Raw genomic sequence first — 17,282 nt, 5'->3', positions numbered from 1 at the left:
AGAATTTTTAGCTTCTAACTTTTAATTCCCGTGGGGCCTCGTTCCCCAGCTCGATGTCCTCTCCCCCTATAGGGTTTATGATTGATAAGCAGCGGTTGACCGGCTACCGGCACCGCAACAATGCTTCACCCAACGGGCTTACTCTATGGCAGCGCTGAATCGCACTACTCTTCGTCGGCTACAAAACTTACCTCAAATTCCCAGCGTGTGGGAGGGCGATCGCCGACCCTTATCTAATGCTGACTCACACATGATGCTAGATGACGATGACGTTCTAGAAGCTGGTGGCGAGTGCATTCTCTGGGTCGATGGCTCCGAAGGAGTCGTGAGGGCTATGGACATGGTAGGCCCTGATGCCGGCCCAGAGGCGCTCGTCCGGGCCCTGCTACGGGCAATGGAACATCCCCAAAGTCCGGCTCCCGCAGTCCGCCCCCAAAAAATAGTAGTCAAAAACCGAGAAATTCAATTTTATCTGCGGGGCGTACTTCAAGATTTAGGCATTTCCATTGACTACGTGCCGGAATTGCCCTTAATTGACGAAATATTTCGCGGCATGGAAGAGGTCGCGATCAACAGACCTCCTGAGTTGCCCCCTCAGTATGCTGAAGTTTTAATGGAAAAAGCTGCTCAAATTTGGCAAGATGCTCCGTGGCGGACTTTGAGCGAACACCAAATTATATCTATTGAAATCAATCAATGGGATGTCGCCAGCCTCTACGTGTCCGTATTGGGGCAAGGCAGAATGGATTACGGAGTTTTACTGTACCGCTCTCTAGAATCCTTGAAACGGTTTCGAGAACGAGTCGTCAACGATGAATCTTTTGAAGATTTAGAACAGGCTTTTTTAGGGCAAGACTGTTTGTTTGTTACCTTTGAAAGTGCAGCAGAGCTTGATGAGGACGACGACGAAGAAATTGATTTAGCCGATTTGCCTCCATCGGAAATTGAACCAAATTTCGGCAACCTACATCCTTTAGAAGGATTGCGATCGATTCTTTACGAAGAAGAAGCCCTCACGATGTTAGTTGCTCTCGAAGCATTTCATCGCTTTTTCCGCAACGGTCGCCGGAAATTGGGATCAGACACTTTTCCCACTCTTAGCAGCCGCTACCGCATCCCAGTTCCGCAGCCTGACGGAGAAATTCAACAGGTATCCGTTAAAGTTTCCACGATGCCGGATGTGTCGGACGAATTATTACAGATGCTCGGCGATGACGATGATGACGATGATGACGATGATGATGAATTTGACAAGCCACTGCTGCGGGACGATTTGGTGCCGCAAAATTCATTTTTGAGTCTCGGTGCCGTACCTTGGGAAACGGTAGATTTCCTGCGCCAAAGTGTCCAGTTTCACCAAGGTGCAGAAATTGATATTAATACCGCCGGAGATGGTTTGCCGGTGGTGATGATCCAAACTTCTCATCCGAAGGCAAAAACTATGATTCAGGATTTGAAAGAAGCTGGAGGTGTGAAGGGGATTGGTTTTAATCCGGGCGAAAATCCTTTTCAGGATGAGCAATACGACTTGGGTATTTTGCAAACTAAAAATGGCGAGTTGTATTTGTTTGGGGAGTTTAATGAAGACGATCCGGTGCATCAGGAAGCTCGCAAGAAGTGGGATCGCCGCTGTAAATTAACCAACGGTTGGTGCGGTTTGATTATTGCTAAAGGGTTGATGGGTGCTTCTCGCGGTCAGCCTCAGTTTAAGGATATGATCGCTTTGCTTGAGGTGCGCTGGGTGTCTGCTAAAGACTTGGGAATTGGGCCACTTCAGTTAATGCCGATGTTTTAAAGTTAGTTGACTGTTGGCTGTTGACTGTTGACTGTTGACTGTTGACTGTTGGCTGTTGACTGTTGACTGTTGACTGTTGTGAGAAGGAAGAGGTAAAAGTAAGTTGTAAGGTGCGCCACAGCGCACCATAGTTTTTAAATTATTAAGGAGAATGATTATGTCAAATTCTACTCAAAAGCGAGAAGTGTTAGTCGCCATTGATGCGGAATTCGCTGATAAAATAGACCAATTTACTGATAATTGGACGGAAGCGATCGAACAAGCTCTCCGTCTCTGGTACGCTAAGCAAATCGAGGATAAGTTGCGGAAGTTTTATCAAAATCGCAGCCAAGAAGATATTGAGTTTGAGGAAGAATGGGCAACATTTGCTCAGGAACAAATGGAAGAAATTTTAATAGAGGAAGGTCTTTGATACAATGACAGAAGCTTATCCGCGACAAGGCGAAGTTTATCTTGTTAGAGCTTTGCGAACGATCGGAGATACCAAAAAGCGTCCTGTTGCTGTCGTTTCCATAGATAGCCGGAATGAATTGAGCCGTACTGTACTGATTGTCCCTTTTACTAGCGATTTGAGAGGGGGCGAAACTCCGACTCGTGTCTTGATTCCGGCAGGTGAGGGAGGGTTAGAATCTGACTCGCTGGCTGTCTGCGAGCAAATTATAACTGTCCAAAAGACTTATCTGGAACAAGGCCCTTACGGTCAACTTAGTGCCGATGTCCTAGCCAGAATTCAGAGGGCTATACAAGTGTCGATCGGCATTTACGAACTTTAATAATATTTCTAATATTCTAAATTTTGTTACAATTTGTAAAAATACTGTAAAGGATAGGTAAAATGCGGGTTGCGATCGCAGGTGCGGGACTGGCTGGAATGACCACAGCAGTCGATTTAGTGGACGCCGGCCACGAAGTAGAAATTTTTGAATCCCGCCCCTTTGTCGGCGGCAAAGTCGGCAGTTGGGTAGATCCAGACGGCAATCACGTTGAAATGGGTTTGCACGTCTTCTTCGGCTGCTATTATAACTTATTTGCGCTCATGAAAAAAGTGGGAGCTTTTGACGACTTGCTCCTCAAAGAACACGTCCACACTTTTATCAATCGAGGCGGCGAAACTGGTTCTTTAGATTTTCGCTTTCCCGTGGGTGCTCCTTTGCACGGATTGAAGGCATTTTTTACTACATCCCAGCTATCCGTACAAGACAAAATTCAAAATGCGATCGCCCTGGGAACTAGCCCGATCGTCCGAGGTTTGATAGACTTTGAAGGAGCGATGAAAACTATCCGCGATTTGGATAAAATTAGCTTCGCTGACTGGTTCCGCAGTCAAGGTGGCAACCAAAACTCCCTCAAAAGAATGTGGAATCCGATCGCCTACGCACTGGGTTTTATCGACACTGAAAATATTTCAGCCCGGTGTATGTTGACAATCTTTCAATTCTTTGCCTCGAAAACCGAAGCCTCTGTCATGCGGATGCTGGCTGGTTCTCCCAACGAATATTTGCACAAACCAATTGTGGAATATTTGGAAAGCAAAGGAACGAAAATCCACACGCGGCGCAGAGTCCGAGAAATTCAGTTTGAAGAAGGCGAAGAAACCCGCGTGACAGGCTTGGCAGTAGCTAGCGGCGAAACTGAAGAAACTATTACCGCTGATGCTTATCTTTTTGCATTAGACGTACCAGGAATTCAGAAAATATTGCCCCCTGCTTGGCGCAAATGGTCAGAATTTGACAACATTTATAAATTAGATGCTGTGCCGGTTGCTACAGTGCAATTGCGGTTCGACGGTTGGGTAACGGAATTGGAAGACGAAGCCAAGCGCAAACAGTTGAGCCACGCTGTCGGCATCGATAATTTGCTATATTCAGCAGATGCAGATTTTTCCTGTTTTGCTGATTTGGCGCTAACAAGTCCCAAGGATTATTATAAGGAAGGACAAGGTTCTCTGTTGCAGTTGGTGTTGACTCCGGGAGATCCGTTTATTAAACAAAGCAATGAGGCGATCGCCCAACACGTACTCAAACAAGTTCAGGATTTATTTCCCTCAGCGCGGGAATTAAACATGACTTGGTACAGTGTAGTGAAGCTAGCTCAATCTTTGTATCGCGAAGCACCGGGAATGGATGTTTTCCGCCCTGCTCAAAAAACTCCGATCGCCAATTTCTTTCTAGCAGGAAGTTACACTCAGCAAGACTACATTGATAGTATGGAAGGAGCGACACTTTCAGGCCATCAAGCGGCTAAGGCAATTCTCGAAGCTTACAGTCATTAGTCATTAGTCCTCTATCGTTTTCTCTCGTTCCCAGGCTCTGCCTGGGAAGGGCGATCAGGAGGCTCTGCCTCCAGTATTCGAGAGGAAAAGTGAGGCGGAGCCTCTGGATCTGCGTTACCAGGCAGAGCCTGGTAACAAGAAAAAAAGAAACAATTCTTCAATCTAAAATCTAAAATCTAAAATCTAAAATCCCATGACTGATTGGTTAGAACACAGTGTCCAAGTAGAAGTGGCAATTCCCATCGAATTAGCGTGGCAACTCTGGTCAGATTTAGAGCAAATGCCGCGCTGGATGAAGTGGATAGAATCTGTTCATGTTCTTGAAGAAGATCCAGAATTGTCTCGCTGGAAACTCGCAACTGGCGGGTTAGAATTTAGCTGGCTTTCTCGGATTCTCAAATTAGTGCCGAATCAGATAATTCAGTGGGAATCGGTAGACGGCTTACCAAATCGAGGTGCCGTAAGATTTTACGATCGCAAAGACAGCAGTATCGTCAAGCTGACAGTGGCTTACGGAATTCCCGGCTGGCTGGGAAAATTGATGGATAACCTATTTCTGGGCCGCGTGGTTGAATCGACAATTCAGGCTGACTTGGAAAGGTTTAAAGAGTATGCTCTGAAAGTAAAAGCGACATCTTAAATTCTGAGGACTAAAGTCCTGTGGTTTTTAATTGTAACGCGAGAGTCGATCGCCCTTTGGCGTCAGTATCATAGAGATGTGCTGCTGATTCCTTCTCGGTTTAGTTATGAGTTATTGCCTAAACCCCGCCTGTCAAAACCCGCAAAATGCCGATCGTACTCAATTCTGCCTGAATTGCGGCTCCAAACTGTTGCTCAGAGAGCGTTACCGCGCCATCAAACCCCTTGGGCGCGGCGGTTTCGGCCGCACTTTTTTAGCAGTAGACCAAGACAAACCCTCAAAACCGCGCTGTGCAATTAAACAGTTTTTCCCGCTATCCCAAGGTACCAGCAGCAGCGAAAAAGCAGCAGAATTATTCAACCGAGAAGCGGTGCGGCTGGACGAATTAGGGAAACACCCGCAAATTCCAGAATTGTTGGCGCACTTTCAGCAGGAACGCTATCAGTATTTGGTACAGGAATTTATAGAAGGTCAGAATTTACAGGAAGAGTTGGCGCGGACTGGGCCTTTCAGCGAAAGTAAGATTCTCAGTCTGCTGAAGGATTTATTGCCAGTATTGCAGTTCGTGCACGATCGCAGTGTAATTCACCGAGATATTAAACCCCCCAATATTATCCGCCGCCGCCTTTCTCAAACTCCCACCATTTATACTTACCCAACATTAACCGGGGAATTAGTTTTAGTGGATTTTGGCGCTGCAAAACTTGTGGAGGGTTTGAGAGAAACCGGTACAGTCATCGGTTCTCCCGAATTCGTCGCGCCGGAACAAATTAGAGGTCAAGCGGTTTATGCCAGTGATTTGTATAGTTTGGGAGTAACTTGCATTTATTTGCTGACTCAAATATCTCCTTTTGATTTGTTCGATATCAATCAAGATGCTTGGGTTTGGCGAGACTTTTTGAAGGTTCCAATTGATCCGAAATTAAGTCGCATCCTCGACAAAATGATCGAATCGAGTCTCAGTCGGCGCTACAAATCTGTAGCTGAGGTATTGAAAGATTTGCAGCCGCAGCAGTCGGCGGGGGCGGGCACGGGGGCGGGCACGGGGGCACCGCCCCTACCAGCGCCTACAATTCCCGTGCCGCAGAGGACGCCTGTGGTGCAGAATGCAGTGCCGCCAACGGTTGCAGGCACTATTTTACCTGTGCCGCCGATGCAGCGGGTTGTACCGGCACGCGCGCCTACTTGGAGGTGTGTTCATACTCTGGTAGGGCATTCTAATGCTGTTACGTCGGTAGCTTTCAGTCCTGATGGCGCGACTTTAGCTAGCGGCAGTGAGGACAAGACGATTGAGATGTGGAAGTTGGAGACTGGTAGGCGGTGGTACACTCTCACGGGTCATTCTGACTGGGTGACTTGTGTGGCGTTTAGTCCTGATGGCGCGACTTTGGCTAGTGGCGGCCGGGACAAAATGATTCATATTTGGGATTTGAATAAGGGTAAGTGGTGGTACGCTTTGGCTGGTCATTCTGACAGGGTTTCTGCTGTGGCGTTTAGTCGGGATGGTCAGGTTTTGGCTAGCGGCAGTCGGGACAAAACTGTGCAGTTGTGGAATTTGAATAAGGGAAGGCGGATGTCGGCTTTGACTGGTCACGCTGGCGGGGTGGAGGCTGTGGCTTTTAGTCCTGGCGGGGAGTTTTTGGCTAGCGGCAGTCGGGACAAGACTGTGCAGTTGTGGGATTGGCAAAATGGTCGATCGATTTGTACTCTGGCGGAGCACGGGGATTGGGTGCGGGCGATCGTTTTTGCTGCGAACTCCCCCAACTCCCTTGCCGGCCCGACCCCCCCCAGCCCCCCCTTGGTAAGGGGGGGAGTAGGAGAAGGATTGACTTCCTCTGTGTCCCCAGCCGGTCAGACCCCCCCCAGCCCCCCCTTGGTAAGGGGGGGAGTAGGAGAAGGATTGACTTCCTCTGTGTCCCCAGCCGGTCAAACCCCCCCCAGCCCCCCCTTGGTAAGGGGGGGAGTAGGAGAAGGATTGATTTTGGGGACGGGGAGTCGGGACGGTACGGCGAAGCTGTGGCGGGTGGATGCACAGGGGCGAGGGACGCTGTTGCGGAGTATGAGGGACAATTCTGGGGATGTTTTGTGTGTGGCGTTGAGTCCCGATGGTCGGGTTTTGGCGACGGGGAGTCGGGATGGCACGATTTATTTGTGGGATGCGGGTACGGGGGGTTTGCTGGAAATTCTGACGGGCCACGGGGGGGAGGTTTTGTCGGTGGCGTTTAGTGCTGATGGGGGGAGTTTGGCTAGCGGTGCGGGCGATCGAACTGTGAAAATTTGGCGGGGGATTGGGAGTTAGGGGCGATGTCAAGAGTGCCTGCTTAAAAAATTTCATATTTATGCTTGACAGGCGATCGAATGTTCTGCTACATTAGGAATTCGTGAGGACGCATAGCTCAGTTGGTTAGAGCACTACGTTGACATCGTAGGGGTCACTGGTTCGAGTCCAGTTGTGTCCATGAATTTCCATCATTTATAAATCAAGGGTTTTAGGTTTTCGATCTCACTAAGAGTTCTGTTTTCCGCTGATCTTTGGCTCACTCTTCCCTTAATGTAGCATCTCCGTAGGGTGTCCCGGATCGGAAAAATCTGTTGAAATCGAAATAATCAATGTCCGGGGCATCCTACAAGTTGATTTAACTGTGACACTTGCGTAAGTCCTACAAGATTTTAACATTCTTAAAAAAAAATATGTTTAACAATAAACCTTGAACAGGTAAAAAATATGCCCAGTTCGATTTTTTCCTTATCATATTCAGGCATTAAAGATAACCACACACGGGGGTGTGTTGGTGAATTTTTAAGATTTAAAATCAAAGAAGGTTCCCGCTTATCAATTGTTTCAGCTTATTTTACAATTTATGCTTTTGAAGAGCTGAAAGAACAGCTATTGAAAATTGAAAAATTACAATTCCTGTTTGGCGAACCAACTTTTGTTCTCGATCCTCACAGAAAGGAAACCAAAGCCTTCTTAATCGATCGAGAAGGGTTAACCCTCCAAAAGCAGCTTCAACAAAAACGTTTAGCCAAAGATTGTGCTGACTGGATTAGAGAAAAAGTAGAGATAAAATCGATCGCAAAGTCTAACTTCTTGCACGGAAAACTCTATCATATTGACAATGAAGTACAGGACATCAGACCCGATGGATCGACAACCATTTATCGAGTTTTATCCGCGATTATGGGAAGTTCTAATTTTACCATAAAAGGCTTAGGATTATCTAACAATATCAACAATATTGAATTAAATTTAATCGTTAGTAGCATAGAAGACACTTATGATTTGAAAGTTTGGTTTGACCAAATTTGGAACAATGAAGAAATGGTAAAAGATATCAAAGCAGATGTGTTGTTTTATTTAGAACAATTATATACTAATTCCACTCCAGAATTGGTTTACTACAAAACCCTATTTCATATCTTTGAAAAATTTTTAGCAGACCAACAAGACGCTGGATTGTTCAGTGAAAGCAACCAGCTAGTTGATACTACCATATGGAATACTTTATTGGAATTTCAAAAACATGGCGTAATAGGAGCAATTAATAAAATTCGCACCCACAATGGTTGTATTATTGCCGATAGTGTGGGTTTAGGAAAAACCTATGAAGCCTTGGCAGTTATTAAATATTTTGAAATCCTGAACTATAGAGTTTTAGTGTTATGTCCAAAAAAGTTACGCGAAAACTGGACAATCTATCACGCACAGAATAATAGTGAACTAAATCCATTTGTTAGCGATCGCTTTAATTATACAGTCTTATCTCACACAGATTTAAGTCGTGAGTCTGGCAAATCCGGTGATACCGATTTAGGGACTCTTAACTGGGGAAATTATGACCTAGTAGTAATTGATGAGTCCCATAATTTCCGCAACAACACTAAGGGTAAGCGAGATGAAGATGGAAATATAATTCGTAAAAGTCGTTATGAGCGACTGATGGATGACATTATTAAAGCTGGCATTAAAACCAAGGTTCTCTTACTCTCTGCTACTCCTGTTAACAATAACCTGACTGATTTAAGACATCAGCTTGAATTTATCACTGAAGGAAAGGATGATGCTTTTCAAGCATCAATTGGTGTAGTTAGTCTGAAAGATACTCTAGCTAGCGCTCAACGAGCTTTTACCACTTGGTCAAAAAAGAGTATTCGCATAACTAGCGAACTCTTAAATTCCCTTGATTCTGGTTTTTTTAAACTGCTTGACGAATTAACCATAGCTCGTTCTCGCAAACATATTCAAAAATATTATAAAGATGTTGTAGAGCAATTAGGCGGCTTCCCAATTAGGATAAAACCCTTGTCTATCTTTCCAACAATTGATTTGAAAGGTAAGTTTATGTCCTACGACAAACTCAATGATGAAATTTCTAATTATCAATTGTCATTATTTAACCCTTCTAAATATGTTTTGCCGCAGTACAGAGAAGAATACGAACATAAATCAGGACAAAGATTTAAGCAGAGTGTACGCGAATATTTCCTCATCGGGATGATGAAAGTTAACTTTCTTAAACGGCTGGAAAGTTCGGTGACATCCTTTGCAATTACGATGGCAAGGACTATCGCTAAAATTGCAGATTTACAGGAACGAATTAAAACCTTTAAGCAGTTTCGAGATCAAAACCAGAATATTGAGTTTAATCAGTTAAATCTTGAAGATATTGATGATGAAGAACTACAAGCAGCTATCGAGGTTGGTTCCAGGTTTACTTTTAAGATGGCACATCTTGATACTGATGAATGGTTAAAAGATTTAGCAGAGGATAAGCAACAACTCAAGATTCTTTATAATTCAGCTTTGCAGGTTGATGAAACACGGGATGCCAAGTTAGCCGATTTGAAAAACTTGATTCAAAACAAAGTAAAACAGCCAACAATTAATAAACAAAATCAACCTAACCGTAAAGTTTTGGTATTTACTGCTTTTGCCGATACAGCAGAGTATCTTTATCAGGCTTTGCACGAATGGATCGCAACTTCTAAGCTCAATATTAACATAGCTTTAGTAGTTGGGGGAACTGGCAGAAATAAAACCACATTTGGCAAGAATGAGTTCAATCAAATTCTGACTAATTTCTCTCCCATTTCCAAAAAGCGCGACAAGATGCCATCTATGCCCCAAGATGGAGAGATTGATTTATTGATTGCGACAGATTGTATTTCTGAAGGGCAAAATTTACAGGATTGCGATTATCTAGTTAATTACGATATTCATTGGAATCCAGTCAGAATCATTCAGCGTTTTGGACGGATTGACCGTATCGGTAGTGTTAACCATACAGTACAGTTAGTGAATTTCTGGCCTACTGATGACTTAAATAAATACATCAATCTCAAAAATCGAGTAGAAGCAAGGATGGCGTTGGTAGATATTGCCGCTACCTTTGAAGACAACTTGCTGGAACCGGATGAAATTGAAGAGTTAATTCAAACGGATTTAAAATATAGAGATAAACAGTTATTACGATTGCAGAATGAGGTATTAGATTTAGAGGATTTCAACGAAAGCGTTGCCCTCAATGAGTTTACCTTAGATGACTTTCGCATTGAACTAAGTAATTATTTACAAAGGAACCAGAAACAGCTAGAAGATGCACCTTTGGGTATTTATGCAGTCGTTCCACCAGCGTCTGAAAATCCGATAATTGCACCAGGAGTAATTTTTTGTTTAAAACAGAAAGGTGATACTTCGGGAAATGAGCAGGTTAATCCTCTGCAACCGTACTTTCTGGTGTATATTAGAGAGGATCAGGTAGTACGTTTCAGTTTTGCTCAACCTAAGCAGATTTTAGAGATGTTTCGGTTGTTGTGTGCGAATCAGGCGCAAGCTTATGACTCGTTGTGTAATTTGTTTGACAACCAGACGAATAACGGGGAAGATATGAGTGTTTATAACGATTTACTTGAGAGGGCGGTTGATTCGATTACTCGGACTTTTAAGAAGCGGTTAGGTAGTAATTTGTTTAAGTCTGGTAAAGGTGCGGTAATGCCAGAACACAAAAAACAGGTGACAAGCAAAACTGATTTCGATTTAATTACATGGTTGGTGATTAAAGATGAATTAGGCACAAATACCAAATAAACCGGGTTTTTTACCAGTGTTAAAGCCTCAAATCCAGTATTTTCGTAAAAAACCCGGTTTCTGCGTCCAGGAGTATTAAAGATGAATGAACACATGAAAGATAAAATAGCCTAATCTATCCCAAATTTTGATTGTAATATTGGGGATCAAATCGAAATGTTATTTACTGAAAAGAGGTAATCTATGTCAACTATCAAAATCATTGTCGAAAAACATTCTGATGGCTATGTTGCTTATCCACTAGGCATCAAAGGCGTTGTCGTTGGTGAAGGCAACACATATGAAGAAGCACTAACCGATGTCAAATCTGCACTCCAGTTTCATATCGAAACTTTTGGTAGTGATGTGATAGAGTCAGATTTTCCATTGTCGGAAGTCTTTCTAACAGAGATGAGTATAGCATGACAAAATTTCCTAAAGATATTCCCAAATCTAAAGTTATTAAAACTTTAGAAATTTTGGGTTTCCAAATCATTCGAGAAAAGGAACATATTTCTATGGTTCGCATGAATAATGATGGGACAACAACACCTTTGACATTACCAAATCATAATCAAATCAAAGGTTCAACACTTAGGTTGATTTGTACTCAATCAGGAATCACTAGAGAAGAATTTATTACCGCCTATGAGAATTGTTGAAATAGGCTATAGCATACTTTAGCTAGATGATTTACCTACTAGACACCAATACCTGTATAGTGGAGTATTAAAGATGAATGAACAAGAAATGAAAGATAAAATTGCGAAATCTATCCAAAATTTAGCTGCGGGTGATGCAGCCCAGAAGCTAGAGCTATTATTCCAAACCCTAGGATATACGACGCAAAGAAAATTTGAGTTAGATAGCAATCACCCTGAAGATTTTATCGATACTTTTGGATTTGGGGAAATCAACCAGCAACGGGCGAGTTTATCTCAATGGAAGTCCGTTGATTTTTTGTTTCAACTGACTGAAGATGAGATTAAATCCAATGGTCAATTAGGATCTTTTAGTAACATAGATCAAAATTATCTGCAATCTTATATTTTCTTGGCGGTTGAGTTGCGCGAGAATGATTACACACGCAGTCAGCTATCGGATATTACTCGCGAAGTTAACCATCAATCTGATATTCCGATTATGGTTTTATTCCGACATGGTGAGTGTTTTACTTTGTCGATAATTAACCGCCGTCCTAATAAACGAGAAACTTCTAAGGATGTTTTAGAAAAAATCACTTTAATTAAAAATATTAATATTTTTCAGCCCCATCGCGCTCATATTGAAATACTTTTTGACCTTTCATTACCTCAGTTGTTTAAACAGTATCAATTTACCAATTTTGACCAATTGCATGATGCTTGGCAGAAAACTCTTGATACTTCTGAACTAAATAAACGGTTTTTTAAAGAAGTAGCTAACTGGTATTTTTGGGCAGTACAAAATGTTAGTTTTCCCGAAGGTGCGGGGGGAAATGTCGAGATTCGTAATGCTACTAGCGTTATTCGTTTAATTACGAGATTGATTTTTGTTTGGTTTCTGAAGGAAAAAGGGTTAGTACCAGATGATTTGTTTAACTATCAAAGGGTACAGCAATTAATCAAGTCCAATGAACCGACAGAAAGCACTTATTATAAAGCGATTCTGCAAAATTTATTCTTTGCAACGCTGAATCAGGAGATGAATACTCCTAGTAAACCTGATAATCGTAAGTTTAGAAATAAGGCGAAGCAAGCAGGGGGACGTGACCAAAATTACATGGTGCATAATGTCTATCGCTATGAGGATTATTTTCACGATTCCCCAGCGATACTCAGATTGTTTGATAATATTCCATTTCTGAATGGTGGTTTATTTGAATGTTTGGATAAACCCGATCAATATCAGCCTAAACAGATTGTCCGCATTGATGGTTTTTCGGAACGTCAGGATAATCGGCTAAATATTCCTAATTGTCTATTTTTTAGTGAATCTGAGCAACAAATTGATCTGAATGATGTTTACGGGACAAAAAACAAGCGCTATACGGTGCGAGGTTTAATTAATATTTTTCATAGTTATAAGTTTACTGTTACGGAAAATACGCCGATTGAGGAAGAAATTGCCCTTGATCCTGAGTTGTTAGGGAAGGTGTTTGAAAATTTACTCGCTGCTTATAACCCGGAAACGAATACAACTGCTAGGAAGCAAACCGGATCTTTTTATACGCCGCGTGAAATTGTTGATTACATGGTAGATGAGGCATTAATTGCTTGTTTGGAAGGTAAATTGACTTCACTCAGTGGAGAAAGAGAAGCGAATCAAAGGTTGCGCCATCTGTTTGCTTATAATAATCAGTCGCATCAGTTTACAGATACAGAAGTATCAGGATTAATAGAGGGGATTGATAATTTGAAAATTCTCGACCCGGCTTGCGGTTCGGGTGCTTTCCCGATGGGTATTTTGCATAAGTTGGTATATATTCTGAGTAAGCTTGACCCGCAAAATGGCAGATGGAAGGAAAAACAAATATCTAAGGCTAGTGAGATTCCTGATGGCACGATTCGAGAAAAGGTAATTGAGGATATTGAGCAAGCTTTTGAGCATAATGAGTTGGATTATGGACGGAAGTTATATTTAATTGAAAACTGCATTTATGGGGTAGATATTCAGCCGGTGGCTATCCAGATTTCTAAGTTAAGGTTTTTCATTTCGCTGATTGTTCACCAAAATATTGATGATTCTCAGGAAAATCGGGGTGTACGTCCTTTACCCAATTTGGAAACTAAGTTTGTGGCGGCTAATGCTTTGATTGGAATTAAAGGGGCTGCTGATTTTACTTTACGTGATCCTCGCATTGAACAAAAGGAAAAGGAATTAGCAGAGGTTCGCAAAAGTTATTTTATGGCTCGTACTCCTAAAACTAAGGCTAAGTATCGAGAATTAGATGATCAAGTTCGTCATCAGATTAGTGATATTCTTAAAAGTGGTGGGTTTCCGAGTGAAAGTGCGGAAAAGTTGGCTAATTGGAAGCCTTATGAGCAAAATGCTGTGGCTGATTTCTTTGATTCAGAATGGATGTTTGGGCTAGGTGATGGTTTTGATGTTTGTATTGGCAATCCGCCCTATGTGCGCCAAGAACAAATTAAAGAGTTTAAACCCATCTTTAAAAGTCAATATGATTGTTATACAGGTGTAGCTGATTTGTATGTTTATTTTTATGAGCAAGGGTTAAAGCTCCTGAAAAATCAAGGTATTCTCTGCTACATCTCCTCAAATAAATATTTTCGCTCTGGTTACGGGGAAAAGCTGCGTAAGTTTTTAGGTAATGAATCGACTATTCAGCAATTAATTGATTTTGGTGATGCACCGATTTTTACGGCTATTGCTTACCCTAGCATCATTATTGCTAGTAAAGAACAGCCTAAAAATCATCAAACTCGCGTTTTAAATTGGGAATTCGGGCAACCAGTCGATCAGTTTGCTTCAGTGTTTGAAAATCAGAGCTTTTTGATGGCACAAAAGGAGTTGACTGCTGATGGTTGGCGGCTAGAGTCGTCAACAGTTCTCAATTTGTTGGAAAAACTGCGAACAACTGGTACACCGCTAGGGGAATATGTGAATGGCAGATTTTATCGTGGCATTTTAACTGGCTTTAACGACGCATTTGTGGTGGATAGAGAAACGCGAGATAGGCTAATTACTGAACATCCATCATCGGCGGAAGTTCTCAAACCTTTTTTGCGCGGAAGGGATGTTAAAAGATGGCGTGTTGAATATCAAAACTTATGGTTGATTTTTACAAGACGAGGAATTGATATCAAGAAGTATCCAGCCATTGAAAATTACCTAAGCCAGTACCAAGAAAAGCTCACACCAGGTACAGGTAGAAAAGCAGGTACTTATAAATGGTACGAAATTCAGGATAACATTGCTTATTGGCAAGATTTTGAGCAGCCTAAAATTGTTTACCCAGATATTGCTATTCGTTGTGAATTTGCTTTTGATACTAATAGTTTTTACCCTGACTGTACCTTGTTTTTGATTCCAGCAGAGTCAAAATATTTACTAGGCTTTCTTAACTCTGGAATGATACAATTTTTTATCAATCAAATTTGTCCTGCTGTGCGTGGTGACTTTAAGCGTTTCAAATCTATCTATGTCTCTCAAATTTCTATCCCTACGACCACTGAACCACAGCGCAATGTTATTGAAACCCTAGTTAATTACATCATCTACCTTACCGCCGAACTCAAAGATATTCCTAGTCATGGTGAAAAGATGGTAGAAACAGCAGAAGACAAACTGATGCTGAGTTATTTTGAGCAAATTGTGGATGCACTGGTGATGGAGTTATATTTACCGGAAGAATTGCACAGCCATGACAAATACTTCATGAGTCATGTGTTATCGGAAAATCTTCCCGCTTTCGATACCGTCAAAGGTGATAAAATGCCAGCGCTGAGACAAATCTTTAAACGACTATTTAACTCAGAGCATCCGATTCGCGTTAATATTTATTTTTTGAAGAGTTTAGAAGTCGTGCGGATTATTAGAGGTTTAGGATGAGAATTATTAAAGTTGAGATTAAAAATTTTCGTGCTTTCTACAATCATCATATTGTCGAATTAGCAAAAGTTGGAGAACGTGGTAAACCAAACTTACTGATTTATGGTGAAAATGGTAGCGGTAAATCCTCCCTTTTATTAGCACTTCAGTATCTGCTTGAATCTGGAATTAATAATCTAGACTTTGAGCAATATAAAAATATATTTGCACCGGAAACTGACGAAGGCTATATCAAATTCTTTTTGCGACAAAACCTGAATACACCCCAAATTGTTCACGAGTGGTCATCTACCACCTGCACTACCAACGATCCAGACATAATTGCCGCATCTCAAGCTAAAGGTATCCTAGACTATAAACGTTTACTTGAAGTTCATTTTATCCATCACAGAGAGCCCGAAGTCAATATTTTTGAGTTATTAGTTCATAGCCTGTTAGGACAGTGTATTAATGACCTTCATCCCCTGCAAAGAACCTTTCCTGATAACTGGAGAGACTTACTAGCAATTGTTCCAAAACAAAAAAATCACAAGCGCAAAATTGCTATTTTTGAAGCCGAAAGCCAAATCTTTAATCAAGGACTACGCGCCAAGCTCAACGAGTTAGAGCAAAAAGCTACACAACTGATGGAATACTTTGGCTATAAAATTGTCATTTCTTTACATTTTCAAGGCATTACTTTTGATAACACAGCCAAATATAGAGACGACCAAAAAGAAAATTGTATTGACAATCGAAAGATTTTATTAAATATTAAGTTTCTAGACCGAGAAATATCTAGTCCACATCACTTCCTGAATGAAGCAAAACTCTCTGCTATTGCGATCGCGCTTTATTTTAGCTCTCTCCTCGTAGCACCGAAACCCCAACTCAAACTACTCGCCTTAGATGATATTTTTATTGGCTTAGATATGTCTAATCGTCTCCCCTTAATTGATATTATCAAAGATCAATTCAGCGAGTACCAAATATTTTTGATGACCTACGATCGGGAGTGGTATGAAATTCTTAAACAGAGATTTGATGGTAACAAATGGGTTTTTCAGGAACTTTATTGCGGAAAAATTACAGAGGATTTAGAAATTCCTGTCTGGAAGCAAGACACTGATTATTTAGACAAAGCTCAACAATATCTCACCCCGATTCCTCCTCAAGCTCCCGATCTCAAAGCATCCGCTGTATATTTGCGTACCGCCTTTGAAGTCATCCTCAAAAAATTCTGTGATAAGCATTACTTAAAGGTAAAATATCAAGAAGAGTCTAAAAAATTAACAACCGATGACTTTTGGCAACCACTTATCGCCTACAAAAAGGATGGAACTCTGTTTCTAAGTGCAACCTGTAAACAAAATATTGAATTATATCGTACATTAATTATGAATCCCCTAAATCATGCACAAATTAGCCAAACTTACGATCGCGAAATTCAAGAAGCAATTGATGCAGTAAAAACTCTCAAACATGAGTTGGGCATATGATATTAAACTAATACTGAGTGATATCGACAGAAAACCTCATGACCGAACTGTTAGATGAGGCGCGATAGATAGAAATCGCGACCCCGATCAAAAGCCAAGCTAAAACTTGCTTTGACAACGCTTGTAAGGCAGCCTTAGCTATTGAGGGGGCGCTCTACGTCCAAGGCTTTTTGGCCGTGCCCAAAGCGCCCTACAAGCCGATCGACAATCCGACTTTCAACTAAACCAAAAGGAGTCCCGCGCTCTACCTGTACCCAGGTGAGCGTCGGGAGGAATTTGCGTGAGCGAGGAGAGCCGCCCCGAACTAAACCGATGACTTTATGTGTCGGAAGGTTCGGGGCGGTCGATGAGCGAACAAATAATTTTTGCTACACCACTTGCTTTTGCCATCTTCACGAGATAGAATTTTGTCAGAGTTCGTGAAAGTAATGCCTCAAATAATCACCGCCAAGCTAAAACTAAACCTGAATGCCGAGCAA

Annotated in this window: 11 protein-coding genes and 1 tRNA gene; all 12 read left to right on the top strand. The window is 41.9% G+C overall.

What is annotated here, in order from left to right; translation table 11 throughout:
• Positions 1–145 precede the first annotated feature (145 nt).
• Entirely contained in the window at positions 146–1,795 is a 1,650-nt protein-coding gene (locus QUB11_RS23625; RefSeq protein WP_333201462.1) for a DUF6930 domain-containing protein, read from the top strand.
• A 157-nt stretch (positions 1,796–1,952) separates the two neighbouring features.
• Positions 1,953–2,207, top strand: a complete 255-nt coding sequence (locus QUB11_RS23620) for a hypothetical protein (protein ID WP_333201459.1) — start codon at positions 1,953–1,955, stop codon at positions 2,205–2,207.
• Between the two features lie 4 nt (positions 2,208–2,211).
• Positions 2,212–2,568 carry a type II toxin-antitoxin system PemK/MazF family toxin gene (locus QUB11_RS23615; protein WP_333201457.1) on the top strand — a complete coding sequence of 119 codons (357 nt, stop codon included), beginning with the start codon at positions 2,212–2,214 and terminating at the stop codon, positions 2,566–2,568.
• A 62-nt stretch (positions 2,569–2,630) separates the two neighbouring features.
• Positions 2,631–4,067 (top strand): 9,9'-di-cis-zeta-carotene desaturase, encoded by a 1,437-nt coding sequence (zds, locus tag QUB11_RS23610; protein WP_333201455.1) that lies wholly within the window; start codon positions 2,631–2,633, stop codon positions 4,065–4,067.
• Between the two features lie 193 nt (positions 4,068–4,260).
• Positions 4,261–4,707: an SRPBCC family protein gene (locus QUB11_RS23605; protein WP_015175311.1), complete on the top strand. Its 447-nt coding sequence runs from the start codon at positions 4,261–4,263 to the stop codon at positions 4,705–4,707.
• A gap of 106 nt (positions 4,708–4,813) precedes the next feature.
• On the top strand, positions 4,814–7,006 hold the full coding sequence (locus tag QUB11_RS23600) for a serine/threonine-protein kinase (RefSeq protein ID WP_333201453.1): 2,193 nt from the start codon (positions 4,814–4,816) through the stop codon (positions 7,004–7,006).
• 86 nt (positions 7,007–7,092) lie between these two features.
• Positions 7,093–7,166 (top strand) — tRNA-Val (locus QUB11_RS23595).
• Between the two features lie 266 nt (positions 7,167–7,432).
• On the top strand, positions 7,433–10,795 hold the full coding sequence (locus QUB11_RS23590; protein WP_333201451.1) for a helicase-related protein: 3,363 nt from the start codon (positions 7,433–7,435) through the stop codon (positions 10,793–10,795).
• Between the two features lie 183 nt (positions 10,796–10,978).
• Positions 10,979–11,200: a type II toxin-antitoxin system HicB family antitoxin gene (locus tag QUB11_RS23585; protein WP_333201449.1), complete on the top strand. Its 222-nt coding sequence runs from the start codon at positions 10,979–10,981 to the stop codon at positions 11,198–11,200.
• Positions 11,197–11,436: a type II toxin-antitoxin system HicA family toxin gene (locus QUB11_RS23580; protein WP_333201447.1), complete on the top strand. Its 240-nt coding sequence runs from the start codon at positions 11,197–11,199 to the stop codon at positions 11,434–11,436. The genes QUB11_RS23585 and QUB11_RS23580 overlap by 4 nt, the downstream gene beginning before the upstream one ends.
• A 73-nt stretch (positions 11,437–11,509) precedes the next feature.
• On the top strand, positions 11,510–15,325 hold the full coding sequence (locus QUB11_RS23575; protein WP_333201445.1) for an Eco57I restriction-modification methylase domain-containing protein: 3,816 nt from the start codon (positions 11,510–11,512) through the stop codon (positions 15,323–15,325).
• On the top strand, positions 15,322–16,803 hold the full coding sequence (locus tag QUB11_RS23570) for an AAA family ATPase (protein WP_333201443.1): 1,482 nt from the start codon (positions 15,322–15,324) through the stop codon (positions 16,801–16,803). Before QUB11_RS23575 ends, QUB11_RS23570 begins: the two co-directional genes overlap by 4 nt.
• Positions 16,804–17,282: the final 479 nt, after the last annotated feature.

Source organism: Microcoleus sp. B6-A1, assembly GCF_036705085.1.
Classification (GTDB): Bacteria; Cyanobacteriota; Cyanobacteriia; order Cyanobacteriales; family Microcoleaceae; genus Microcoleus.
The sequence above is the reverse complement of the archived record's forward strand: the minus strand, read 5'-3'. Positions and strand labels throughout refer to the sequence as shown.